The sequence below is a fragment of the Pseudomonas sp. LBUM1655 genome (assembly GCF_059716085.1).
This window is the reverse complement of sequence record NZ_CP166801.1, coordinates 369,142-394,184: the sequence shown is the minus strand read 5'-3', so window position 1 is coordinate 394,184 and position 25,043 is coordinate 369,142. Positions and strand designations below refer to the sequence as shown.

19 protein-coding genes are annotated in these 25,043 nt (G+C 60.1%); 10 read left to right on the top strand and 9 right to left on the bottom strand.

The features are described 5' to 3' along the window. Positions 1-73 precede the first annotated feature (73 nt). From ACA074_RS01765 to ACA074_RS01755, 3 genes are all read right to left on the bottom strand, one after another. Entirely contained in the window at positions 74-1,438 is a 1,365-nt protein-coding gene (locus ACA074_RS01765) for a DUF3999 domain-containing protein (RefSeq protein WP_497678333.1), read from the bottom strand. After that, complete coding sequence (locus ACA074_RS01760) at positions 1,435-5,025, bottom strand: DUF2339 domain-containing protein (RefSeq protein WP_497678332.1); 3,591 nt, start codon at positions 5,023-5,025, stop codon at positions 1,435-1,437. Before ACA074_RS01760 ends, ACA074_RS01765 begins: the two co-directional genes overlap by 4 nt. A gap of 166 nt (positions 5,026-5,191) precedes the next feature. Continuing rightward, positions 5,192-7,642: a glycogen/starch/alpha-glucan phosphorylase gene (locus ACA074_RS01755; RefSeq protein WP_187678863.1), complete on the bottom strand. Its 2,451-nt coding sequence runs from the start codon at positions 7,640-7,642 to the stop codon at positions 5,192-5,194. Between the two features lie 261 nt (positions 7,643-7,903). Between ACA074_RS01755 and ACA074_RS01750 the strand changes: the two genes are divergently transcribed. After that, positions 7,904-8,341: a YkgJ family cysteine cluster protein gene (locus ACA074_RS01750; protein WP_064117051.1), complete on the top strand. Its 438-nt coding sequence runs from the start codon at positions 7,904-7,906 to the stop codon at positions 8,339-8,341. 189 nt (positions 8,342-8,530) lie between these two features. Here ACA074_RS01750 and typA read toward each other — a convergent pair whose 3' ends face one another. Together typA and thiI are read right to left on the bottom strand one after the other, a co-directional pair. Next, positions 8,531-10,351, bottom strand: coding sequence for a translational GTPase TypA (gene typA / locus ACA074_RS01745; protein WP_489879706.1), 1,821 nt, complete (start codon positions 10,349-10,351; stop codon positions 8,531-8,533). Positions 10,352-10,490: 139 nt separating this feature from the next. Then, positions 10,491-11,945, bottom strand: a complete 1,455-nt coding sequence (gene thiI / locus ACA074_RS01740) for a tRNA uracil 4-sulfurtransferase ThiI (protein ID WP_497616077.1) — start codon at positions 11,943-11,945, stop codon at positions 10,491-10,493. Between the two features lie 327 nt (positions 11,946-12,272). Here thiI and glnA point away from each other — a divergent pair, with 327 nt between their 5' ends. The 5 genes from glnA to ntrC all read left to right on the top strand — a co-directional run bounded on the left by glnA (position 12,273) and on the right by ntrC (position 17,773). After that, positions 12,273-13,679 (top strand): glutamate--ammonia ligase, encoded by a 1,407-nt coding sequence (glnA, locus tag ACA074_RS01735; protein ID WP_150604017.1) that lies wholly within the window; start codon positions 12,273-12,275, stop codon positions 13,677-13,679. A gap of 211 nt (positions 13,680-13,890) precedes the next feature. After that, entirely contained in the window at positions 13,891-14,403 is a 513-nt protein-coding gene (locus ACA074_RS01730; protein ID WP_497678331.1) for a DUF4124 domain-containing protein, read from the top strand. Continuing rightward, the gene (locus ACA074_RS01725; protein WP_401267806.1) at positions 14,400-15,023 is read left to right on the top strand and encodes a DUF4124 domain-containing protein; all 624 of its coding nucleotides are present in this window, start codon (positions 14,400-14,402) and stop codon (positions 15,021-15,023) included. Before ACA074_RS01730 ends, ACA074_RS01725 begins: the two co-directional genes overlap by 4 nt. 231 nt (positions 15,024-15,254) lie before the next feature. Continuing rightward, positions 15,255-16,340, top strand: coding sequence for a nitrogen regulation protein NR(II) (glnL, locus tag ACA074_RS01720; RefSeq protein WP_187678868.1), 1,086 nt, complete (start codon positions 15,255-15,257; stop codon positions 16,338-16,340). Then, positions 16,337-17,773: a nitrogen regulation protein NR(I) gene (gene ntrC, locus ACA074_RS01715; RefSeq protein ID WP_003220781.1), complete on the top strand. Its 1,437-nt coding sequence runs from the start codon at positions 16,337-16,339 to the stop codon at positions 17,771-17,773. Before glnL ends, ntrC begins: the two co-directional genes overlap by 4 nt. A 437-nt stretch (positions 17,774-18,210) precedes the next feature. Here the strand turns inward: ntrC and ACA074_RS01710 are convergent, their stop codons facing one another. Beyond that, positions 18,211-18,651 (bottom strand): hypothetical protein, encoded by a 441-nt coding sequence (locus ACA074_RS01710; protein WP_401267801.1) that lies wholly within the window; start codon positions 18,649-18,651, stop codon positions 18,211-18,213. On the opposite strand from ACA074_RS01710, the gene ACA074_RS01705 reads away from it, so the two are divergent. Further along, complete coding sequence (locus tag ACA074_RS01705; protein ID WP_003220777.1) at positions 18,650-19,105, top strand: tRNA (cytidine(34)-2'-O)-methyltransferase; 456 nt, start codon at positions 18,650-18,652, stop codon at positions 19,103-19,105. The genes ACA074_RS01710 and ACA074_RS01705 overlap by 2 nt on opposite strands. 101 nt (positions 19,106-19,206) lie before the next feature. On the opposite strand, the gene secB is transcribed toward ACA074_RS01705, so the two are convergent. From secB to ACA074_RS01690, 3 genes are read right to left on the bottom strand one after another with little or no spacing between them, the layout of a single operon-like run. Then, positions 19,207-19,692 carry a protein-export chaperone SecB gene (gene secB, locus ACA074_RS01700; protein WP_095190086.1) on the bottom strand — a complete coding sequence of 162 codons (486 nt, stop codon included), beginning with the start codon at positions 19,690-19,692 and terminating at the stop codon, positions 19,207-19,209. 56 nt (positions 19,693-19,748) lie between these two features. Continuing rightward, entirely contained in the window at positions 19,749-20,003 is a 255-nt protein-coding gene (gene grxC / locus ACA074_RS01695) for a glutaredoxin 3 (protein ID WP_038359971.1), read from the bottom strand. A gap of 1 nt (position 20,004) precedes the next feature. Beyond that, positions 20,005-20,418, bottom strand: a complete 414-nt coding sequence (locus ACA074_RS01690; RefSeq protein WP_187678872.1) for a rhodanese-like domain-containing protein — start codon at positions 20,416-20,418, stop codon at positions 20,005-20,007. 153 nt (positions 20,419-20,571) lie between these two features. On the opposite strand from ACA074_RS01690, the gene gpmI reads away from it, so the two are divergent. The 3 genes from gpmI to ACA074_RS01675 all read left to right on the top strand — a co-directional run bounded on the left by gpmI (position 20,572) and on the right by ACA074_RS01675 (position 25,043). After that, positions 20,572-22,101 carry a 2,3-bisphosphoglycerate-independent phosphoglycerate mutase gene (gpmI, locus tag ACA074_RS01685; RefSeq protein WP_497678330.1) on the top strand — a complete coding sequence of 510 codons (1,530 nt, stop codon included), beginning with the start codon at positions 20,572-20,574 and terminating at the stop codon, positions 22,099-22,101. A gap of 300 nt (positions 22,102-22,401) precedes the next feature. Further along, positions 22,402-23,688, top strand: coding sequence for a murein hydrolase activator EnvC family protein (locus ACA074_RS01680; protein WP_187678874.1), 1,287 nt, complete (start codon positions 22,402-22,404; stop codon positions 23,686-23,688). A 35-nt stretch (positions 23,689-23,723) separates the two neighbouring features. Next, complete coding sequence (locus ACA074_RS01675; protein ID WP_123529840.1) at positions 23,724-25,043, top strand: S41 family peptidase; 1,320 nt, start codon at positions 23,724-23,726, stop codon at positions 25,041-25,043.

Genomic DNA, 25,043 nt, shown 5'->3' with positions numbered 1-25,043 from the left:
CATTTCTTCAGATGGAATGCGATCCCTGTAGGAGTGAGCCTGCTCGCGATCGGGTGCGCAGCACCCGCCTTTTTCAGGAATTAGCGGGAGGCTTACGCAGCAGACTGAACGCCATCGTCCCGAGAAAAACCACACTCAGCAGCAACACCGCCCACAAACCGATCTTCTTCCAATTAGTCTCAGCCACGGCCGCCGTAGTGGCGGTTGAGGTCTGCGTGATTATTGCTTCCCCCTGAACCGTCGCCTTACCCAACGTCGCCAGTTTCTCCGGTTTGAAATCCGGGATCAGCGTCGACAACGGCAAGTTAGCGGTTTTCACACTTGGACTGCCCAGCGCCAGACTGTAAGGCCCCGCCCCACGCGCAAGGAAAATCACCTGCGTCGCCCGCACCGCATATTTCAAACTCGGCGCCTGCTCGCCCAAACCACCACCGCGCTCATCCACCGTCAGCTTCAACTGCTGCACGGTCTGCCCGTAAAGTTGCAATTCGTTCTGCACCACGTCCTGACCATTCTGCGTCAGGCGATACAGCAAGCCACTGCTCAGCGTCTGCCAAGGCAGGCTGCTCTCACGCCGACCGGCCAACGTCACCGGCGCCAGACTGTTCGGTTGTTTCAACTCAACCTGAACCCGCTCGACATTCAGCCCCATCGGCAACTGCCAGGTGTATTCCCCGGCCTTGGTGCTGCTGCCGGCCAATGCCTGCGACCAGACCAATGGCAGCGGCAGATTGCGCGGGTCGCTGCTTTTCAGTTGTGCCGAGGTGAGGATCGGCGCCGAACTCGGCGAATCCCACAGCAAGCGCAAATAACGCGCCGATTGCCCCGGCAACGTCACTTCGTGTTGTTCGATGCGCTCATCGGAAAAGGTCAGGCGCGCGACCTGCCCTTCGCCCCACGGTTGCCAGCGCTGCAAATCGTCGCTGGCCTCGATGCTGAAACGCTGAAAGCCGTCGCGCTCGCTGGTCCAGTCGAGGATCAGTTGCTGCAACGGCGCCTTGATCGCGCTGGCATCGAGCAGCCAGCCGCGCAGCACTTCTTCACCGGCCTCCAATTGGCTGGACGGTTGCACTTCCACCAGCGTGCCAGTGGTGGTCGATTGCACGCGCACATTCGGCGCGCGCTCAGTGGCGTCGGCGGCGTTGTACAGCGGGAACCACTTCACGTCGTGCAACTGGCCGTCGTCGCGGGTTTGCGCCGATTCGCGAGCCAAGGCATAGGCCTGGGCTTCGCCGGCAGCGTTGAAGACGCGCAGATCGCCGAGATCGGTCTGGCGCGCCTGCAATTGCACGCTCAGCGGCAGTTCGAGGCGATACCACGGGCCATTGCCCGTGACCGTCAGCGGCACTTGCGTGGCGAAGTCCGCCGGTTTTTCCTGGGCGCCGGCAGCCATCACCACGCCCAACGCCAACCACCCCAGATTACGCATGCGACTCAAGATGCAACTCCTTCGGTGTCCGGGGCCGGTTTGTCCGCCGCCGGCTCAGCTTCAACACGTTTGGGTGGCAGCGGCGCGAAGTAGCCGACCACCAGCAACAACACGCCAACGCCGATAAACGAGACGATTCGGGCGAGGCCGCCACGGTTGCTCAATTCGACAAAAATCAGTTTGGCCACCACCAGCGCAATCAGCGCCGCGCCGATCAGCCAGACCTCGCGACGATGGCGCAGATGCCCGCCAATCATCAACCCCAGCGCCATCAACGTCCAGACGATGGACAACCCGGCCTGCACCAGCATGGAAGCGAGCAGTTGATCAAGCTCAAAGGGAATCCCCGCCCAGTGGTGCGCGGCGCGGGTCACCAACGCGGTGCAGAAGGCGAACAGCGACACCCCGGCGACCAGTTGTGTGGCGTAATCGGCGTAGTCCTGGCGGATCGACAGCTGCGACACCGCACTGCGCGACCACACGTAAACCCCGAACAATGCGAACAACAGGCCCAGTTCCAACGGGTTGAGCAGCGGCACATACGGCAGCGGTTCGGCATTGCCATCGCTGACGCCGTTGGCCAGCCAGAACCAGCCGAGCATCAACACCGCCAGCGGCGCGGCGGCGTACAAGCGGTACTCGCGGGCAAACGCCGCGACCGGCCACGGCCAGTTGCGCGGTGCGGCTGCCAGCAACAGATACAGGCTCGGCAAAATCGCCCAGCCCAGCCAACGCCAGGCGTTGTATTGCTCGGACAACAGCAGCAAGCCGTAGCGCAATTCCAGCGCCAACACGCCGATCAGCAGCCAGCAGCCAAGCACATGCGCAGTGCTCAAGGCCCGCGCCGGCAGCATCGGCGCCAAACGCCGCAGACTGAAGAAATGCACTGCGAACACCAACGCCCACGCCAGCCAGCCGAAGTCTGCCGCCGGGTGATAACGCGAGTGCCAGGCCGCAAGCAGCACCAGCCCGGCCGCCGGAATCAGCAGCGTGCAGAGCAAGCCCAGCGCCGGCCATTTCAAGCGCAGCGACAGCAGCGTCCACAACGCCACGCTCAGCGCCGCAACCAGTAACAGCAGAGTGCCTTGCAGATTCACAGGGGCAAAACGCAGCACCTCACTGACCCACGCCAGCACCCACCAACCGGCACCCCACACCAGCAACACCTCGGATAAGCGCTGCAAACTCAGCGCATCGAACGCCGAGGCGTGATTGCCCAGTTGCAGGCGCCACGCACCGATCATGGCGGCCAGACCCAGCACCAGCGGCGTCCAGAATCCGCCATGTGCCAACGGTTTCAAACCCTCACCAGACAGCGGCCCAAGCAACTCGGGACCGGCCAGCAAGAACGCCGCACCGCCGATCACCTGCAACAGCAGACCGAAGACAAAACTCACGCGCTGCTTGAGGTACAGGCTCAACCAGATGATCAGCAAACCACTGGCCGCCCACACCGCGCTCGCGGTCTGCCAAGGCAGGACAAACAACACCGCCAGATTGATCAGCACCAGACCGGCCAGCAGCACCACCGACAAGCCGCGCAACAGGCGCACATCGCCGCGCACCATCTCGTCGCGAGCGGCCAGCAGCATGCCGGCGATCAATGCCAGACCGATCAAGGATGCGCTAAGCAAACCGCTCCAACCGGCGCTGAACACCGCCGCCGAATCCTCGCCCGCACCTTGCAGCCGCAGCAGGAACAACGCGCCACCCAGCAGTTGCACGGCAAACGCGGTAAACAGGAAGGTCCGCGATTGCAGGCGCAGGCCGACAAACAACGTCGCCAGACCCGCCAGCGCCCAACTGATCGCGGTGCCTTGGACGAAGAAGAACAACGGCGCCAGCAGATAAAGGAAGGTCAGGCCCAGACACGCCAAAACCGGCAAGACCTGACGCTCCCACGGCGACAATTGTTCCGGCGAGGCCTGACGCAGTTGGTAGAAACTGAACAACAACGCCATGCCGAGCATCAGCGCGCCCAGCGGAGCACCGTCGAGCAGGCTGCTTTCGCCGACATTCAATTGACTGATGAACGCCAGCGCCGAACCCAATTGCAGGAGCAAGGCAAAGGCCCGGGCAAACGGTCGATGCTGACGCAAACCGAGCCAGAAAATCCCCGCACCTTCGACGGCCCAGGCTGCCGAAGTCCAGCGCGCATCGAGACCCAGCGGAATCGCCAGACTGGCGAAAATCACCCCCAGCGCCAGACAGGTTTCACCCAGCAACACGGCGCGCCCGCCCATCAACACCTTGGCCAGGCCCATGTAGATCATGCCCAGCGCGAGGGCGCTGAACGCGGCGGCAAATTCCAGATGCTGAACCAACGCGAACTGCAAACCGAAGCCGATAATCGGCGGGCCAAACAGCATCGTGCCATCGACATAATCGCCCTTGCGCGCCGACCATTTCAGCAGCGCCTCACGATCGCCATCCGCCGGGGCATCGGGCATATCCAGCAGTTTCCGCCGGGCAAACAGCAGGCCGATGGCGAGATACATCAGGAAGAACAGAATCAGGAACGGCTCGGTGCTCCACAGAAGCTCCGGCGCGTACGAACGCAGCCCCCAGGCGAAGCCGATACCGAAGGTGCCGACGAAGCCGATCAGGTTGAGCAGCCGCCAGGCCTTGAACCAGGCGATGGTGAGAATGCCGGCGTTAAGCAAAGCGAAATAACTGAACAGCGCGACATGGTTGCCCGCGCCGGTGGACGTCAGGATTGGTGCGGCAAACCCACCCAGCGCGGCGACACACGCCAGCGCCAGAGAGTCCTGGGTAATCGCCAGGATCGCCGAGAACACCGTCACCGCTACCAGCAAGCCCAGTGCGGCGGACGGATCCAGCAACGGATGCAGACGCATCGCTGCAAACACCGTCAGGTACAACACCGCGATGCCAGTGCCTTGCAGCATCAACGCATAGCTGTTGTTGCGGTGTCGCAGCCACCAGCCCAACGCCAGCAAGCCCAGCGCCGCAGCCGCGACCCCGGCGTAACGCAATTCGATCGGTACGACCATGCCTTCAGTGGCGTAGCGCAGCAGGAATGCCAGACCGAAGAACAACAGCACCACACCGACCCGCAGCACGGTATTGCCACCGAACAGCCAGTTGCGCGCGGCGCTGATCCCGCGCTCGATGAGGTTCGGGCCACGGGGTTCGACGGGTGGTTGTGTTTCAGGTTCGGGCGTGACGGCGTCCAGACGCCAGACATCGTCCGGCAACGGTTGGCTGGTTTCGCGAGCGACGGCGGACAGTGGTTCCAGATCGGCCGGCAGTTCCCAGACCAGTTCGGGGGCCGGGGCCTCTTCGACGACTTTGACAGGTTCGGCCAATGGCTCGCTGACCGGTGCCACACTCGGTGGCGGCGCAGCACGAACCGGTGCGCCTTCGAGCAGGAACACGCGCTGTTCAATGCCCTGCAAGGCAACCTTCGCCTGCTCAAGTTGATGCTGCTGATGCGCAGCCTGCGAGCCAAGCCGCGCGATGCGCAGCGCTTGCCCGATCACCAGCCCCAGCAGCGCGCCCAACAGCGCCGAGCTGAACGACTCGTCGAGCAGCCAGCCGAGCACCAGCCCGATCAACATGAACATCCATTGCATGGTCGATATCCCTAAGCGCGAAGGCCAATCCGGGAAGATTAGCGCAGCCTGATCGAAAAAGATCGCAGCCTTCGGCAGCGCCTACAGGGGTTCACATGACCTGTGTAGGAGCTGGCGAAGGCTGCGATCTTTTCCGGGGCGCCAGTATATCGAGCCGAGCGGAAAGTTACTCCAGCGCTTTCCAGATATCCGTGGCGTACTCGCGAATCGTCCGGTCAGAGGAGAACCAGCCCATTCGCGAAGTGTTGAGCACCGCCGAACGCCACCAGTTGTTGCTGTCGTGCCAATGCTCTTCGACGCGCTTCTGTGCTTCCCAGTAGGAGTCGAAGTCAGCGCAGACCAGGAAGCGGTCGTAGTCCACCAGCGAATCGATCAACCCGGTGTAGCGCGAAGTGTCATCCGGCGAGAACACGCCACTGCGGATCGCTTGCAGCACGTCGTTGAGACGATGGGACGCAGCGATGTCCGGCGCCGCGCTGAACTCGTGGTTCTGTTTGCGCGCTTCAACCTGCTGGGCACTGAGGCCGAAGATAAACATGTGCTCGGCACCGATGCGCTCGCACATTTCCACGTTGGCGCCGTCGAGGGTGCCGATGGTCAGCGCACCGTTGAGGCCGAACTTCATGTTACTGGTGCCCGAGGCCTCGAAACCGGCGGTGGAAATCTGCTCGGACAAGTCTGCCGCCGGAATAATGCTCTCCGCCAGGCTGACGTTGTAGTTGGGCAGGAACACCACTTTCAGCAAGCCACGCACGGTCGGGTCGTTGTTCACCACCCGGGCGATGTCGTTGGTCAGCTTGATGATCAGTTTGGCCTGGTGATAACTGGCCGCCGCTTTACCGGCGAAGATCTTCACGCGCGGCACCCAGTCCACTTCAGGCTCGGCGCGAATCGCCTGATACAGCGCCACGGTGTGCAGCAAATTGAGCAACTGGCGTTTGTATTCGTGGATCCGTTTGACTTGGACGTCGAACATCGCCGCCGGGTTGACTGCGATCCCCAGCCGCTCGTGAATCAGATAGGCCAAGGCCTTCTTGCTGTGCAGGCGTTGCTCGGCGAAGGCTTTTCGGAACGCGGGTTTCTCGGCAAACGGTTCGAGATCGAGCAGGCGCTCTTCAGGGTTGTCGAGTAGGTCCGGGCCGAGGGCATCGACCAGCATCGAGGTCAGCTCGGCGTTGGCCTGATACAACCAGCGCCGGAAAGTGATGCCGTTGGTTTTGTTGTTGATCCGCTCCGGATACAGCTTGTGCAACTCGGAGAACACCGTGCTGCGCATCAGTTGCGTGTGCAATCCGGACACGCCGTTGACGCTGTGCGAACCAAGGAATGCGAGGTTACCCATGCGCACCCGGCGACCGTTGTCTTCCTCAATCAGTGACACCGCGCGCAGCACGTCGAAATCGTGGATGCCCTTGGCCCGCAGCGAGTCGATGTGCTGGGCGTTGATCAGGTAAATGATCTGCATGTGCCGTGGCAGCATGCGCTCCATCAAACCTACCGGCCAGGTTTCCAGCGCTTCCGGCAGCAGCGTGTGGTTGGTGTACGACAGCGTGTCGACGGTGACTTGCCACGCCGCATCCCAGGCCACGTCGTAGACGTCGACCAGTTGGCGCATCAATTCGGCGACGGCAATCGAGGGGTGGGTGTCGTTGAGCTGGATCGCGGCATGATCGCCCAAGGTCAACACCGAGGTGTGCATGTTGCGGTGGCGACGTAGCAAATCCTGCAACGACGCGGCGACAAAGAAGTATTCCTGGCGCAGGCGCAACTCTTGCCCGGCCTCGGTGCTGTCCGCCGGGTAAAGCACACGCGAGATACTTTCGGCGCGGGCCACTTCGGCAACGGCCCCGAGGTGGTCACCGGCGTTGAAGCGCTCAAGGTGCAAATCTTCCATGGCCCGCGCACGCCACAGGCGCAAGGTATTGACGCTCGCCCCGCGCCAGCCGACTACCGGCGTGTCGTAGGCAATCGCGCGGACGGTTTCGGCGGGAGACCAGACTTGTTTGGTTTTGCCGCTGGCATCGGTGACGGTTTCAACGCTGCCACCGAAGCCGATGGAATAAACAACTTCCGGCCGTTCGAACTCCCACGGGTTGCCGAAATCCAGCCAGTGTTCGGTCTGCTCCTGTTGCCAGCCATCGACGATGGCCTGCCGGAACAAGCCGTGCTCGTAACGAATGCCGTAACCGTGGCCGGCGATGCCGAGGGTCGACATGCTTTCCATGAAGCATGCCGCCAGTCGTCCGAGGCCGCCGTTGCCGAGCGCCGCGTCAGGCTCCAGCAGACGGATGCGCTCCAGATCGACACCGAGCTCGGTCAGGGCTTCACGCGCGACGTCGAGCAGGCCGAGGTTGCTCAGGCTGTCGTAGAGCAGCCGGCCGATGAGAAATTCCAGCGAGAGGTAATACACCCGCTTCTGACCTTTGCGGTAGATCTGCCGGGTGTGGTCCATCCAGTGCTCGACCATGTGATCGCGCGCCGCCAGGGCAATGGCTTCGAACCAGTCATGGTCGAAGGCGTGATCAGGGTCTTTGCCCACCGCGTAGGTGAGTTTGGTCAGGACGGCGTCGCGAAATGCGGCCACCTCTGCTTCGCGAACTAGCGGTTCTTGAGTCATCGATACGACCTCGGGCGAGCGGTGGAATTGTCTGAGCCTAGACGGTCTGACCGACGGTAACGGCTCTGGTTCGGCAGTTTTTCCCGGGACTGTGAGATAGCCCGGCAAACGCTTGGCATCTGCCCCAATGAATGCAGGGGCCGTGCCGATTTGTCCAACCGATTGGCCGCACGCAGAAAAAATCTGGCGAAAGGTTGTTCAAAAATCCACCAGTCCCGGTATGATCGCGCGCCCTGATGCACACACGCCTGGTAACTCCCGATGATGAAGCCCAACCTGATTGCCGCCGCCGAGATCGATCGTCTCGATACGTGGGCCAAATATTCGGCCCCGATGTGCGGCTCTTGTATCTCCAGCTGCTGCACGCTGCCGGTCGAGGTGAAGATCAAGGATCTGGTGCGCATCGGCGTGGTCGATGAATTCGAGCTGGGCGATCCGCCGAAGAACATCGCCAAGCGCCTGCAAAAGGAAGGGCTGGTCGAGCGCTTCAATCAGAAGTCGGGCATCTTCACCCTCCAGCGCATGAGCAACAACGATTGCTACTACCTGGATCGTAAGAGCCGCCTGTGCACCATTTATGACAAGCGCCCCGACACCTGCCGCAACCACCCGAAAATCGGCCCGCGCCCGGGATACTGCGCTTACAAGCCGAAGGAAGTCGAGCGGGTGCAGAATTTCCGGGCGATCGAGAAGTTCTGATGCTGAGCGTTCCCACGCTTCGCGTGGGAACGCAGCCCGGGACGCTCTGCGTCCCAAAAAGCCGAACGCGGAGCGTCCGTTGAGGCATTCCCACGCAGAGCGTAGGAACGAGATCATCAAACCCCAGACAAACAAAAACGCCCCCGGTCTCTCGACCGGGGGCGTTTTCATTCAGCCTGAACTAATTACTTAGATCTTGGCTTTCTTGGCAGCGCGGGTACGCTCGCTTTCGTCCAGGATCTTCTTGCGAAGACGGATGGACTTAGGAGTAACTTCGCACAGCTCGTCTTCCTGGATGTATTCCAGAGCCTGTTCCAGAGTGAACTTCACTGGTGGAACCAGAGCGATGGTTTCGTCTTTACCCGAAGCACGCATGTTGTCGAGCTTCTTGCCTTTGGTTGGGTTGATACCCAGGTCGTTGTCGCGGCTGTTCTGGCCGACGATTTGACCGGTGTAGACCTCCTGACCGTGTTCAACGAACAGCTTGCCACGCGCCTGCAGGGTTTCCAGCGAGTAGGTCAGAGCCTTACCGGTTTCAACCGATACCAGAACGCCGTTCTGACGGCCGGACATGTGGCCCGACTTGACGGTGTCGTAGCGATCGAAGATCGAGGTCAGGATGCCAGCACCGTTGGTCAGGGTCAGGAACTGGTTACGGAAACCGATCAGACCGCGAGCAGGGATGTTGTATTCCAGACGAACACGGCCCTTACCATCCGGAACCATGTTGGTCAGGTCGCCTTTACGCAGACCCATCTCTTCCATGACCTTGCCCTGCGAATCTTCAGGGATGTCGATGGTCACGTTTTCGAACGGTTCTTGCTTGACGCCGTTCACTTCACGAATGATCACTTCCGGACGGCCCAGGGCCAGCTCGAAGCCTTCGCGACGCATGGTTTCGATCAGTACCGAGAGGTGCAACTCACCACGGCCGGAAACCTTGAACTTGTCAGCGGTGTCGCCTTCTTCAACTTTCAGAGCAACGTTGTACAGCAGCTCTTTGTCCAGACGGTCCTTGATGTTACGGGACGTCACGAACTTGCCTTCTTTACCGCAGAATGGCGAGTCGTTTACCTGGAAGGTCATCGAAACGGTTGGCTCGTCAACGGTCAGAGGCTTCATCGCCTCGACAGTGTCCGGGTGGCACAGGGTGTCGGAGATGAACAGCGAGTCCATACCGCTGACGCAAACGATATCGCCTGCGAAAGCTTCTTCAACGTCGATACGGTGCAGACCGTGGTGACCCATCAGCTTCAGGATACGACCGTTACGCTTCTTGCCGTCGGCACCGATAGCAACAACCGGGGTGTTCGGCTTGACGCTACCACGAGCGATACGGCCAACGCCGATAACACCCAGGAAGCTGTTGTAGTCCAGTGCCGAGATTTGCATCTGGAACGGACCTTCACGGTCAACTTTTGGCGCTGGAACGTGATCGACTACCGCTTGGTACAGCGGGGTCATGTCTTCAGCCATGGCGGTGTGATCCAGACCGGCAATGCCGTTCAGGGCCGAGGCGTAAACAACCTGGAAGTCCAGTTGTTCTTCGGTAGCACCGAGGTTGTCGAACAGGTCGAAGATCTGATCCAGAACCCAGTCCGGACGCGCGCCTGGACGGTCAACCTTGTTGATGACCACGATCGGACGCAGGCCGGCTTCGAAAGCCTTCTTGGTCACGAAACGGGTTTGCGGCATAGGGCCGTCTTGAGCGTCAACCAGCAGCAGAACGGAGTCAACCATCGACATTACGCGTTCAACTTCGCCGCCGAAGTCGGCGTGGCCCGGGGTGTCCACGATGTTGATGTGGTAGCCGTTCCAGTTGATGGCGGTGTTTTTCGCCAGAATGGTAATACCGCGCTCTTTTTCCTGGTCGTTGGAGTCCATCACGCGCTCGTCGTTGAGCTCGTTGCGCTCCAGAGTGCCGGATTGACGCAGGAGTTTGTCTACCAGGGTGGTTTTACCGTGGTCAACGTGGGCAATGATGGCGATGTTGCGTAGATTTTCGATCACTTGTGTATCTCGATCAGAGGATTCGGTTTGCTGACAAGTCTTGGCAGCGATTAGCAGTAGTGTCCGGCATGGCCGTTACAGCTTGACGGCGGTGTCGGGGGGCCGGTGACGCAGGCCACAGGCAAACAGCCCCGGGCACTTAGCTCGGTCGATAAACGCGCACATTGGCATGCCCCTCACTGAGCAAATGGTGGGCATGCAGGCGACTCATCACGCCTTTGTCGCAATACAGCAGGTACTGGCGAGTAGGGTCCAGTTCCTTGAAACGTGCGTTCACTGCATAGAACGGCATCGTCTGTACCTCTATGCCGGCAAGCTCCAGCGGTTCGTCTTCAGCGGCATCCGGGTGACGGATGTCGATGACGATCTGACCGGCCAGCGCTTCGCCGACTTCTTCAATCTGCAAATCCTGGCCCAATTCGTCGATGACTCGATCGATCGCGACCAGTTTGGCGTTGGCGAGCGCACGCTCGAGCACCGCCATGTCGAATTCTTTCTCTTCGTGCTCAACGCGGCCACGCTTGGCGGCGGTCTTCGGATTGACCGAGATGACGCCGCAGTATTCCGGCATGTGCCGGGCGAAATCGGCGGTGCCGATCTCGTTGGCCGTGTCGATGATGTCCTGCTTGTGGGCGACGATCAGCGGGCGCAGGACCAGTTTATCGGTCACGCAATCGATCACCGACAGGTTCGGCAGCGTCTGGCTCGAAACCTGGGAGATCGCTTCACCGGTGACCAGCGCATCGATATGCAGGCGGTCGGCGATCGCTGAGGACGCGCGCAACATCATACGCTTCAATACGACGCCCATATGACTGTTATCGACTTTGGCGAGAATTTCGCCCAACACTTCTTCAAATGGAACACTGACAAATAGCACGCGCTGCGAGCTGCCGTACTTCTTCCAGATGAAATGCGCGACTTCCATCACGCCCAATTCGTGTGCACGTCCGCCAAGATTGAAGAAGCAGAAGTGCGCCATCAGGCCGCGGCGCATGATCTGGTAGGCCGCAACGGTCGAATCAAAGCCGCCGGACATCAATACCAGCGTCTGCTCCAACGCGCCGAGCGGGTAGCCGCCGATGCCGTTGTGCTGGCTGTGGATGACAAACAACCGTTTGTCGCGAATTTCCATGCGAACTTTAATTTGCGGTGCTTTCAGGTCGATGCCGGCGGCACCGCACTCACGGCGCAGCTTGCTGCCGACGTATTTTTCGACGTCCATCGAGCTGAACGTGTGCTTGCCTGCACGTTTGCAGCGCACCGAGAAAACCTTCCCCGCCAGCGCATCGCCGTAGTGCTGTTTGCACTTCTCGGTAATGTCGTCGAAGTCACCCAGCGGGTACTCGTCGATCTGCAAAAAGTGCGCGATGCCCGGCATGCAGGTCAGGCGCTCACCCATCTCTTTCAAGGCTTTGGGGTCGGTAACGCGGGTTTCCAGCTCGAGGTTGTCCCACACGCCGTTCACCACCACAGCCGGGTCCAGATCGCGGAGCACGGCGCGGATGTTCTTGGCCAACTGGCGGATGAATTTCGTCCGGACAGGTCGGCTTTTGATGGTGATCTCGGGGAAGACTTTTACGATTAGTTTCATGAAAACAGCGCGCGCAGGGCCAGCCGAAAAAGGGGGGCGCGGATTATAGCGGAAATTGCTCAAGGTTTAACCAGTTAATGTGCAGAAGGTTTTGCGCGCACCAAAACGGGTCATTTATGGATTAAGACGCTACATTAGAGGGCGAGATTTTCACCATCAGGGCGCTTTGCACCTTTATAAGCGTGAATTTGGGGCAAAAAACCCATGCTGGGGCACTGGCATGCAATTTGCTCCCTTGTGAGGCAGGTTGCCTTGGCAGAGTATTCGCGCCGGCATCACCACTATTAAGGGCATCCACTACCAGCCCTAATTCACCCGGAGGACACTATGTCGAAGTCGGTTCAACTCATCAAAGATCATGACGTCAAGTGGATTGATCTGCGCTTCACGGACACCAAAGGCACTCAGCACCACGTGACCATGCCGGCTCGCGATGCGCTGGAAGACGACTTCTTCGAAGTCGGCAAGATGTTCGACGGTTCCTCCATCGCTGGCTGGAAAGGCATCGAAGCCTCCGACATGATCCTGCTGCCGGACGACGAAACTGCCGTTCTCGACCCGTTCACCGAAGACGCGACCCTGATCCTGGTCTGCGACATCATCGAACCGTCGACCATGCAAGGTTACGATCGCGACCCGCGCGCCATCGCTCACCGCGCCGAGGAATACCTGAAGACCACCGGTATCGGTGACACCGTCTTCGCCGGTCCAGAACCAGAATTCTTCATCTTCGACGAAGTGAAGTTCAAGTCGGACATCTCCGGCTCGATGTTCAAAATCTACTCCGAACAAGGTTCGTGGATGTCCGACCAGGACATCGAAGGTGGTAACAAGGGTCACCGTCCAGGCGTCAAAGGTGGCTACTTCCCGGTTCCGCCGTTCGACCACGACCACGAAATCCGTACTGCCATGTGCAACGCACTGGAAGAAATGGGCCAGACCGTTGAAGTTCACCACCACGAAGTGGCGACTGCCGGTCAGAACGAAATCGGTGTCAAGTTCAACACCCTGGTGAAGAAAGCTGACGAAGTTCAGACTCTGAAATACGTTGTACACAACGTAGCCGACGCTTACGGCCGCACCGCTACCTTCATGCCGAAGCCGCTGTACGGCGACAACGGTTCGGGTATGCACGTACACATGTCCATCTCCAAAGATGGCAAGAACACCTTCGCTGGCGAAGGCTATGCCGGCCTGTCCGAAACCGCTCTGTACTTCATCGGCGGCATCATCAAGCACGGTAAGGCCCTGAACGGCTTCACCAACCCGGCTACCAACTCGTACAAGCGTCTGGTGCCAGGCTTCGAAGCTCCGGTCATGCTGGCCTACTCGGCTCGTAACCGTTCCGCCTCGATCCGTATTCCTTACGTCAACAGCCCTAAAGGCCGTCGTATCGAAGCACGTTTCCCGGATCCGGCTGCCAACCCGTACCTGGCTTTCGCAGCACTGCTGATGGCCGGCCTGGACGGTATCCAGAACAAGATCCACCCAGGCGATGCCGCTGACAAAAACCTGTACGACCTGCCGCCTGAAGAGGCGAAAGAGATCCCACAAGTTTGCGGCAGCCTGAAAGAAGCCCTGGAAGAGCTGGACAAGGGCCGTGCGTTCCTGACCAAGGGCGGCGTGTTCTCCGACGACTTCATCGACGCTTACATCGCGCTGAAATCCGAAGAAGAAATCAAGGTCCGCACCTTCGTACACCCACTGGAATATGAGCTGTACTACAGCTGCTGATCCGGTAGCGCCGCGCTAAGCGGCTGTCACAAAAAGAGGCCTCCTTCGGGAGGCCTTTTTTATTGCTCGGCTTTATGGCAAACGATGAGTTCTGTAGGAACTGAGGCGTATGAAAGGTTTCAGTAATGCTTGGCAAAATGCGTCCTGAGTTGGGACAACTGCCGCACCTGACCTATGCTGCACCCCATCGTTTTCTTCCCCGGTCGAGTTCATGGGTCGCACCTTTCTCTACATCCTGCTGCTGATCGCCCTGCCCGCCGCCGCGCAGATCTACAAGTACACCGACGCCAACGGCAACACGGTGTACAGCGATCACTCGCCGGACGGCGTAAACGCGCAGTCGGTGGAGTTGCCGCCGCTCAACACGGTCGAGCCTCAGTCACCAGGCGCACCTGCCGCGCCCACCTCCGACAACCGGGAGCCGCCGCGTAATGCCTACGCCATCCTCGAGCTCGCCGGCCTGCCCACCGAGGAAGCCCTGCGCGCGAACAACGGCACGTTCACGGTCAATGTGCTGATCAAGCCGCGCCTGCAACCGCCGCAACAATTAAGACTGCTGCTCGACGATCAACCCTACGGCCAGCCGAGCAACGTGCCGATCCTGCAACTGGTTAACGTCGACCGAGGTGATCATCGACTCGCAGTGCAGGTGATCGATGGTCAGATGATCATTCAGCAAAGTCCGCCAGTGGTCTTTACCGTGCAGCGGGTGCACAAGCCATGATCCGCGAATGGCTGGTCGCCGTGTTGGCACTGACGGCGCTGCAAGCCTCGGCAGAGGTGTTCACTTACGTCGATGCGCAGGGCAATCGCGTCTACACCGACCAGCCGCGTGGTAACGCCAAGCGAGTGCCGCTGGCAACCAGCAACCGAATGTCGGCCAATCCAACCGGCGCCGCGCCGATCACCACGGCGAAAAAATCTCCGGAGCAACCGCTGTTCCACTACGACATGCTCCGTGTTCTGGTGCCCGAGCCCGATGCAACCATTCGCAGCAGCGCCGGCGAAGTGATCGTCAGCGTGACCAGCGAGCCGGGCCTGCAAGCGGGCCATCGCTATCGCCTGTTGCTGGACGGCAAGGCCACCGGCAAGCCCGGCCTGAGCCCGGTGTTCCCGTTGAGCAATATCGACCGTGGCAGCCACAGCCTTTCGGTCGAGATTCTCGATGCGCAGGGCCGCACCGTCGAACGCACTGCTAATCAGCCCTTCCACATGCTGCGCATCTCGCTGGCGCAGAAGCGCCAGGTCAAACCCTGCACAACGGACGATTACGGCGTCCGCCCGGAATGTCCGCTTAAAGACAAACCTGAGGAACCGAAAAACCCTTTCCTGCGTTTCTTCTAACGCCTATCAGCTTTGCGCACTATATTGGTGCAAGAAGCTGCACTCTTCACACATTCCAACCCATTTTGGTTCGAAAGTACCCGCAAGCGCTGGCGAACTGCCACGCAAACGAGCGTCAAACGCCTGTTTCATGGGTTGAGCGCTTCTTTTCGGAGCCTTGGTTTGGTTTTTGCATTTTCCGTTTAACGACGCCTGCTTCTTGCGCACGCTCCGCCCCCAAAAGAGGCTCTGATGACTATAAGTGACGCAATTCATCGTTTGCTGCTCGACAACCTGACCACCGCTACCATCCTGCTCGACGCCGAATTGCGCCTTGAGTACATGAACCCGGCGGCAGAGATGCTGCTGGCCATCAGCGGTCAGCGAAGCCATGGGCAGTTCATCAGCGAGCTGTTCACCGAATCCACCGAGGCGCTCAACTCTTTGCGCCAGGCAGTGGAACAGGCGCATCCATTCACCAAGCGCGAAGCGATGCTCACCGCCCTCACCGGCCAGACCCTGACCGTGGATTACGCGGTGACGCCGATCCTCAGCAATGGCGCAACCATGCTGCTGCTGGAAGTCCACCCGCGTGACCGCTTGCTGCGGATCACCAAGGAAGAGGCGCAGTTGTCCAAGCAGGAAACCAGCAAGATGTTGGTTCGCGGCCTCGCCCATGAGATCAAGAATCCCCTCGGCGGTATTCGGGGCGCGGCGCAACTGCTGGCCCGCGAACTGCCGGAAGACAGCCTGCGCGACTACACCAACGTGATCATTGAAGAGGCCGATCGTCTGCGCAATCTGGTCGACCGCATGCTCGGTTCGAACAAGTTACCGTCACTGGCTATGTGCAACGTTCACGAAGTGCTCGAACGCGTCGGCCAACTGGTCGAAGCGGAGAGTCAGGGCTGCATCACGCTGGTGCGCGATTACGACCCAAGCATTCCCGACGTGTTGATCGACCGCGAGCAAATGATTCAGGCCGTATTGAACATTGTGCGCAATGCGATGCAGGCGATCAGCAGCCAGAACGAGCTGCGCCTGGGTCGCATCAGTTTGCGTACCCGGACCATGCGTCAGTTCACCATCGGCCACGTCCGCCATCGTCTGGTGACCAAGATCGAGATCATCGACAACGGCCCGGGCATCCCGGCGGAACTCCAGGAAACCATTTTCTTTCCCATGGTCAGCGGCCGTCCGGACGGTACCGGGCTGGGCCTGGCCATTACCCAGAACATCATCAGCCAGCACCAGGGTCTGATCGAGTGTGACAGCCACCCAGGCCACACCACGTTCTCGATCTTTCTGCCACTGGAACAAGGAGCCACATCGACATGAGCCGTAGTGAAACTGTGTGGATCGTCGATGACGACCGTTCTATCCGTTGGGTTCTGGAAAAAGCCTTGCAGCAGGAAGGCATGACCACCCAGAGCTTCGACAGCGCCGATGGCGTGATGAGTCGTCTGGCCCGTCAGCAACCGGACGTGATCATTTCCGACATCCGCATGCCGGGTGCCAGTGGCCTGGACCTGCTGGCGCGGATTCGCGAGCAGCACCCACGGCTGCCGGTCATCATCATGACCGCTCACTCCGATCTGGACAGCGCTGTCGCCTCTTATCAGGGCGGCGCGTTCGAATATCTGCCCAAGCCGTTCGACGTTGATGAGGCGGTTTCGCTGGTCAAGCGCGCCAATCAGCATGCGCAAGAACAGCAAGGCCTGGAAGTGGTGCCAGCGCTGACTCGCACTCCGGAAATCATCGGCGAAGCGCCGGCGATGCAGGAAGTGTTTCGCGCCATTGGCCGCTTGAGCCACTCCAACATCACCGTGCTGATCAACGGCGAATCCGGCACCGGTAAAGAACTGGTCGCCCACGCCCTGCACCGCCACAGCCCGCGCGCGGCCTCGCCGTTCATTGCACTGAACATGGCGGCGATCCCCAAGGATCTGATGGAATCCGAACTGTTCGGCCACGAGAAAGGCGCCTTCACCGGAGCGGCCAACCTGCGTCGCGGGCGCTTCGAACAGGCCGACGGCGGCACGCTGTTCCTCGATGAAATCGGCGACATGCCGGCGGACACCCAAACCCGTCTGCTGCGGGTACTGGCCGACGGCGAGTTCTATCGCGTTGGCGGACACGTGCCGGTCAAGGTCGATGTGCGGATCATTGCCGCGACCCACCAGAATCTGGAAACCCTGGTGCATGCCGGGAAATTCCGTGAAGACTTGTTCCACCGCCTCAACGTGATTCGCATCCACATCCCGCGCCTGTCGGATCGTCGCGAAGACATCCCGACCCTGGCCAAGCACTTCCTTAGCCGCGCCGCGCAAGAACTGGCGGTCGAGCCGAAGCTGCTGAAAAGCGAGACCGAGGAATACCTGAAAAACCTGCCGTGGGGCGGCAACGTGCGCCAGTTGGAAAACACGTGCCGCTGGATCACGGTGATGGCCTCCGGGCGCGAAGTACACATCAGCGACCTGCCGCCGGAACTGCTGAGCCTGCCGCAGGATTCGGCGCCAGTAACCAACTGGGAGCAGGCGTTGCGCCAGTGGGCGGATCAGGCGTTGGCGCGTGGCCAGTCGAGTCTGCTCGACAGTGCAGTGCCGGCGTTTGAGCGGATCATGATCGAAACGGCGTTGAAACATACCGCCGGGCGTCGTCGTGATGCCGCGGTGTTGCTGGGTTGGGGGCGTAATACCCTGACGCGCAAGATCAAAGAACTGGGGATGAAGGTCGATGGTGGGGATGATGATGAAGGGGATGAGGGTTGAGTTCGACCTCAACACCTGAGCGATCTTTTTTCGCATGCACCACCATAAGGCACTTTGACCCGCTATCGCGCACAGCGAGCGGTTCAAAATCCGACACAAAATCACTTGAAAACTGAAACTTTATAAACACGAAAGCCCCGTATTCCGGGGCTTTCGCATTTCTGAAGACGGTTTTTGTTTCAATCCGTAAAAAGCTGGCACGCCCCCTGCAATAGCTCTTACAGGTGATTCGATTCACCCACCCTTTCGGGGACCTTGGTACAGGCAGGCCGGGGATTCCCCTCTTTACACCGGGCTCACACCGCAACGGATGCGCCCACCCTTTTGGGATCCTTGGTACAGGCAGGCCGGGGGTTCCCTCTTTACACCGGACTGACGCCATCGCGCAGTCCAGCCTTTTGGGAGCCCTGATACAGGCAGGTCAGGGATTCCCGCTTTTATTGCTCCCGGAGATGGATCTCCAGCCGCCAGCGGTCATCGACCTCGCTCCCGGCCCAGTCACCCTGCAGCGGCCGCGCTGCCAGTACCGTCAGCAACAACCCGCCATCACTCACTCGCGTCCGCCAATTAACGTCTTTGCCGTTGAGCTTGAGTTGGCCCTTCTGCGCCTTGCCCTCAGCCTGGAACAACAGCGCCACCGTGCCGTCGATGATTTCACCGTGCAGCTTCGGCTCGTTGTTGAACCAGACCACCAGACCGCCGTCAGTCGCCTCGATCTGCTGCAGCACGCTCGGGTCGGGCGTGGTCAGGCGACCAATCATCAAACCGATCATCAGTCCGACAATCGCCAGCGAACCGATCACCCGTGGGAATAGTTTCGAACGCGAGTCCGCTTGCGGCGTAGAATGCGCGTCATCTTTACCTTCGGAGCCGTGCATGTTTCACGTCATCCTTTTTCAACCAGAAATTCCGCCGAATACCGGCAACGTTATCAGGCTGTGCGCCAACAGCGGCTGCCACCTGCATTTGATCGAACCGCTGGGCTTCGAGATGGACGACAAGCGCTTGCGTCGTGCCGGTCTCGATTACCACGAATATGCCACGCTGCAACGCCACGCCGACCTCGCCAGTTGCCTGGAAAGCTTGGGCAACCCGCGCTTGTTCGCCTTCACCACCAAGGGCTCGCGACCGTTTCATGATGCCGCGTTCGTCCCGGGCGATGCGTTCATCTTTGGCCCGGAAAGCCGTGGCCTGCCGCCAGAGGTACTGGACGCCCTGCCCGCCGAACAACGCTTGCGCCTGCCAATGCGCGAAGGCTGCCGCAGCCTGAACCTGTCCAACACCGTGGCAGTGGCCGTGTACGAAGCGTGGCGCCAAAACGACTTCAAATAACACGCAAGCCCCTGACCGATCGTTCCCATGCTCTGCGTGGGAACGATCAGCCAAGAAAAAAGCGCCTGTTACGGCGCTTTTTTCGTTGTTGCTCAGACCGTTTATTGAACGGTTGGCGTCTCGCCGCTTTCCTGCATGCGCTGCAGCTCTTGCGCGTACAAGGCGTCGAAGTTCACCGGAGCCAGCATCAACGCCGGGAACGAACCACGAGTCACCAGGCTGTCCAGAGTCTCACGAGCGTACGGGAACAGGATGTTCGGGCAGAACGCACCCAGGGTGTGGCTCATCGAAGCCGGGTCCAGATTCTTGATCAGGAAGATACCGGCCTGTTGCACTTCAGCGATGAAGGCCACTTCGTCGCCGTTTTTCACGGTAACGGACAGGGTCAGCACGACTTCGAAGAAATCGCCTTCCAGCTCTTTCTGGCGAGTGTTCAGATCCAGACCGACGCTCGGATCCCACTGCTGGCGGAAGATCGCCGGGCTTTTCGGGGCTTCGAAGGACAAGTCGCGTACGTAGATGCGCTGCAAGGAGAATTGCGGTGCGGTTTCTTCTTCGCTGGCTGCAGTGTTCTGTTGGTCAGTCATCTCAGATCCTTTCTGATCTTGGGTCTTTAGGGATTGCTGTACGTGGGTGCAGCCGTTCAGGCCTTGAGCAGCGCGTCGAGCTTGCCGGCGCGCTCCAGGGCATATAAATCGTCACAACCGCCGATGTGCTTGCTGCCGATCCAGATCTGCGGCACGGATGTGCGGCCGGCCTTCTGGGTCATTTCGGCGCGCACCTGCGGCTTGCCATCGACCTTGATCTCTTTGAAGGCCACGCCTTTGTTCTCGAGCAGGTACTTGGCTCGCGAGCAATAAGGGCAGTAATCGCTGGAGTAGACGATGACTTCGCTCATATCACTTCACCAACGGCAGGTTGTCGCCTTTCCAGCTGGAGATCCCGCCGGACAGCTTGGCGGCGGTGAAGCCGGTCTTCATCAGTTCGCGGGCGTGGGTGCCGGCGGTCTGGCCCAGGGCATCGACCAGAATGATGGTCTTGGCCTTGTGTTTTTCCAGCTCGCCAGTGCGCGCGGCCAGCTTGTCTTGAGGAATGTTGATCGCGCCAACGATGTGGCCGGCAGCGAAATCCTTGGCCGGACGGATGTCCACCACCACGCCTGCTTCTTTGTTGACCAGCGCGGTCAGCTCGCCCGTGCTCAGGCTTTTACCGCCGCCCTGCATCGTGTGCGCCAGCAGCAGAGCCAGCAGTACGACGAAGATACCGACAAGAATGTAGTGGTTAGTGGCAAATTCAATCAGGTGAGCAACCATCGAAGGAGGTTCCAGGGCGTTAAAATGTCGGCCAGTATACACAGCCCCTATGGTGGGCCAAACCCCGTCCGGCGGTGACGTGGATTGAACTTGGCTTTAAACTCCAACTCCCTTTTCCATCGCCTTCTTCTTTATTAGCCACGAGTGGATTCCATGACTACCACGCCTAAACCTTTGGTCCTGATCATTCTCGACGGCTTCGGTCACAGCGACAGCCCCGAATCGAATGCCGTTTTCGCGGCGAAGAAGCCCGTGCTGGATCGCCTGTGGGCCACAGTGCCGAACGGCTTGATCTCGGGCAGCGGCATGGACGTCGGCCTGCCGGACGGTCAGATGGGCAACTCCGAAGTCGGCCACATGAACCTCGGTGCCGGTCGCGTGGTGTATCAGGACTTCACCCGTGTGACCAAATCGATCCGCGACGGCGAGTTCTTCGAGAACCCGACCATTTGCGCCGCTGTGGATAAAGCCGTGGCTGCGGGCAAAGCCGTGCACTTCATGGGCCTGCTGTCGGATGGCGGCGTGCACAGCCACCAGGACCACCTGATCGCCATGGCCGAACTGGCCTTCAAGCGCGGCGCCGAAAAAATCTACCTGCACGCCTTCCTCGATGGCCGTGACACCCCACCGAAAAGCGCCGCGTCGTCGATCGAACTGCTCGACGCGACGTTCCAGGCACTCGGCAAGGGCCGCATCGCCAGTATCGTCGGCCGCTACTTCGCCATGGACCGTGACAACCGCTGGGACCGCGTGGCTCAGGCGTACAACCTGATCGTCGACGGCAACAGCGAATACAACGCCGCCACCGCTCAGGAAGGCCTGGAAGCCGCTTACGCTCGCGGCGAGAGCGACGAATTCGTCAAAGCCACCACCATCGGCGAGCCGGTGAAAGTCGAAGACGGCGACGCCGTGGTGTTCATGAACTTCCGCGCCGACCGCGCCCGCGAGCTGACCCGCGTATTCGTCGAAAACGATTTCAACGACTTCGAGCGCGCACGCCAGCCTGCACTTGCCGGTTTCGTCATGCTGACCCAATACGCGGCGAGCATTCCCGCGCCTTGCGCCTTCGCCGCCGGCAGCCTGGAAAACGTGCTGGGCGACTACCTGGCGAAAAACGGCAAGACCCAGCTGCGCATCGCCGAAACCGAGAAATACGCCCATGTGACCTTCTTCTTCTCCGGCGGTCGCGAAGAACCGTTCCCGGGCGAAGAGCGCATCCTGATCCCGTCGCCGAAAGTCGCCACCTACGACCTGCAGCCGGAAATGAGCGCGCCTGAGGTGACCGACCGCATCGTCGATGCCATCGAAAACCAGCGCTACGACGTGATCGTGGTCAACTACGCCAACGGCGATATGGTTGGTCATAGCGGCGTGTTCGACGCGGCGGTGAAGGCGGTTGAATGCCTCGACACCTGCGTCGGCCGCATCGTCGAAGCGCTGGAGAAGGTCGATGGCGAAGCACTGATCACCGCTGACCACGGCAACGTCGAGCAAATGGCTGACGAGTCCACCGGGCAGGCGCACACCGCGCACACCACCGAGCCGGTGCCGTTCATTTATGTCGGCAAGCGTGACCTCAAGATCCGTGAAGGCGGCGTACTGGCGGACGTGGCGCCGACCATGCTGAAACTGCTGGGCCTGGAAAAACCGGCAGAAATGACTGGTACCTCGATTCTGGTCTGACTCGAATCAGCAAGCACCGCAAAAACCCTGTTGGAATGATTTTGTGGTGAGGGGATTCATCCCCGATGGGTGGCGGAGCCGCCCTGAAACCTGACACCGCGGCGTATCAGATGCATCGGGTGTTCGGGTTTTACGACTGCTGCGCAGCCGATCGGGGATAAATCCCCTCGCCACAGGTCACTCCTACAAAGGTTTGTGGTGTTTTTCAGTCCAGTTATCACACAGCCCCAATTGGGCGTTTTTTTTGCAGCGTCGGGCGGGCATACTAGGCCGTCCCTTACCCTGGTGCCGCCCGCCCCTATGCTTCGCGTCCTGATTGCCCTCGCTCTGACCTGCCTGCTCCAACCGGCCTTCGCTGACGAGCGCGCGCAAACCCAACAACAGTTGGATGCCACGCGTCAGGATATTGCCGAGCTGAAAAAGCTGCTGGGCAAGCTCCAGGAGGAAAAATCCGGCGTGCAGAAAGAGCTCAAGGGCACTGAAACCGAGATGGGCAAGCTGCAGAAACAGGTCGATGCGCTGCAGAAAGAACTGCAAAAGAGCGAATCCGAGCTGCAGCGACTCGATGCGGAGAAAAAAAAACTCCAGAGCGCGCGCACTGAACAGCAGCGACTGATCGCCATCCAGGCCCGCGCTGCCTATCAGAACGGCCGTCAGGAATACCTCAAGTTGCTGCTCAACCAGCAGAACCCCGAGAAATTCGCCCGCACCCTCACCTATTACGATTACCTGAGCCAGGCCCGCCTGGAGCAGTTGAAGAACTTCAACGAAACCCTGCGCCAACTGGCTAATGTCGAAAAAGACATCGGCTTGCAGCAAGCGCAATTGCTCGTGCAGAAAAGCAGCCTCGACAGCCAGCGTGACGAGCTCGACAAGGTTCGCAAGGAACGCCAGCAAGTCCTCGCCAAGCTCAACGATGACGTGAAGGCCCGCGACCAGAAACTCGTCGCTCGCGAGCAGGATCAGGCAGACCTGTCTAAAGTCCTTAAAACCATTGAAGAAACCCTGGCCCGCCAGGCTCGTGAGGCAGAAGAAGCGCGGCAGAAAGCGCTGATCGCCCAGCAGGAAGCGGAAAAAAAGCGCTTGCGTGAGGCGCAGGCTGAAAACAGCGACGCCCCACGAAAACCAGCCAGATCAACAGCCGGCGCGCTGGTTTCCAGCAGCGGCGAGACCTTTGGCGGGCCTTTTGCTGCAACCCGGGGAAAACTTCCGTGGCCAGTTGATGGTCGACTGCTGGCACGCTTCGGTGAAAGTCGTGGCGACGATGCCCGGACCAAGTGGGATGGCGTGATGATCAGCGCCTCTGCCGGTAGCCAGGTGCACGCCGTACACGGCGGGCGCGTAGTGTTTGCCGACTGGTTGCGCGGTGCCGGGCTGCTGGTGATCCTCGATCACGGCAACGGTTTTCTGAGTCTTTACGGTCACAACCAGACGCTGCTCAAGTCAGCCGGCGACGTGGTTAAAGCCGGTGAGTCCATCTCCACTGTCGGTAACAGTGGCGGCCAGGACACATCAGCGCTGTATTTTGCAATTCGTCAGCAGGGTCACCCGAGTGATCCGGCGCAATGGTGCCGCGCGCAAGGATAGGCGTTGAGTCACCAAATTTCAGGAGTTCGTTCGACATGCTGCATTTGTCCCGCCTTACCTCGCTGGCCCTGACGATCGCCCTGGTGATCGGCGCGCCTTTGGCGTTCGCCGCTCAACCGGCCCCGGCCGTCGCGCCGGCAGGCACTGCCGCGACCTCCAAAGCCCCGCTGCCGCTGGAAGAGTTGCGCACCTTTGCCGAGGTCATGGACCGGATCAAAGCCGCCTATGTCGAACCGGTGGACGACAAGACCCTGCTGGAGAACGCGATCAAGGGCATGCTCAGCAACCTTGATCCACACTCCGCTTATCTGGGCCCTGAAGACTTCACCGAGTTGCAGGAAAGCACCAGCGGCGAGTTCGGCGGTCTGGGTATCGAAGTCGGTGCCGAAGACGGCTTCATCAAAGTCGTCTCGCCAATCGACGACACGCCTGCGTCGAAGGCCGGCATTCAGGCCGGCGACTTCATCGTCAAGATCAACGGCGCGCCGACGCGCGGCCAGACCATGACCGAAGCCGTGGACAAGATGCGCGGCAAGATCGGCCAGAAAATCACCCTGACCCTGGTCCGTGACGGCGGCACGCCGTTCGACGTGACTTTGGCGCGTGCAGTGATTCAGGTGAAGAGCGTCAAGTCGCAGTTGCTCGAATCGGGCTACGGTTACATCCGCATCACCCAGTTCCAGGTCAAGACCGGTGAAGAGGTCTCCAAGGCCCTGGCCAAGATGCGCAAGGACAACGGCAAGAAGCTCAACGGCATCATTCTCGACCTGCGCAACAACCCGGGCGGCGTGTTGCAGGCGGCGGTTGAAGTGGTCGACCACTTCATCACCAAAGGCCTGATCGTCTACACCAAAGGCCGGATCGCCAACTCCGAGCTGCGCTTCTCCGCCACCGGCAAGGACGAAAGCGAAGCCGTGCCGATGGTCGTGCTGATCAACGGTGGCAGCGCCTCGGCCTCGGAAATCGTCGCCGGCGCCCTGCAGGATCAGAAACGCGCTGTGGTCATGGGTACCACCAGTTTCGGCAAAGGCTCGGTACAAACCGTGCTGCCGCTGAATAACGACCGCGCGCTGAAGATCACCACCGCGCTGTACTTCACGCCCAATGGTCGCTCGATCCAGGCCCAGGGCATCGTCCCGGACATCGAAGTGCGCAAGGCCAAGATCACCAACGAGGCGGACGGCGATTACTTCAAGGAAGCTGATCTGCAAGGTCACCTGGGCAATGGCAACGGCGGCGCCGACAAACCGACCGGTTCCGGCACCAAGGCCAAAGCGATGCCGCAGGATGATGATTACCAGTTGGCCCAGGCCCTCAGCCTGCTCAAAGGCCTGAGCATCACCTCCGGCCGTTGA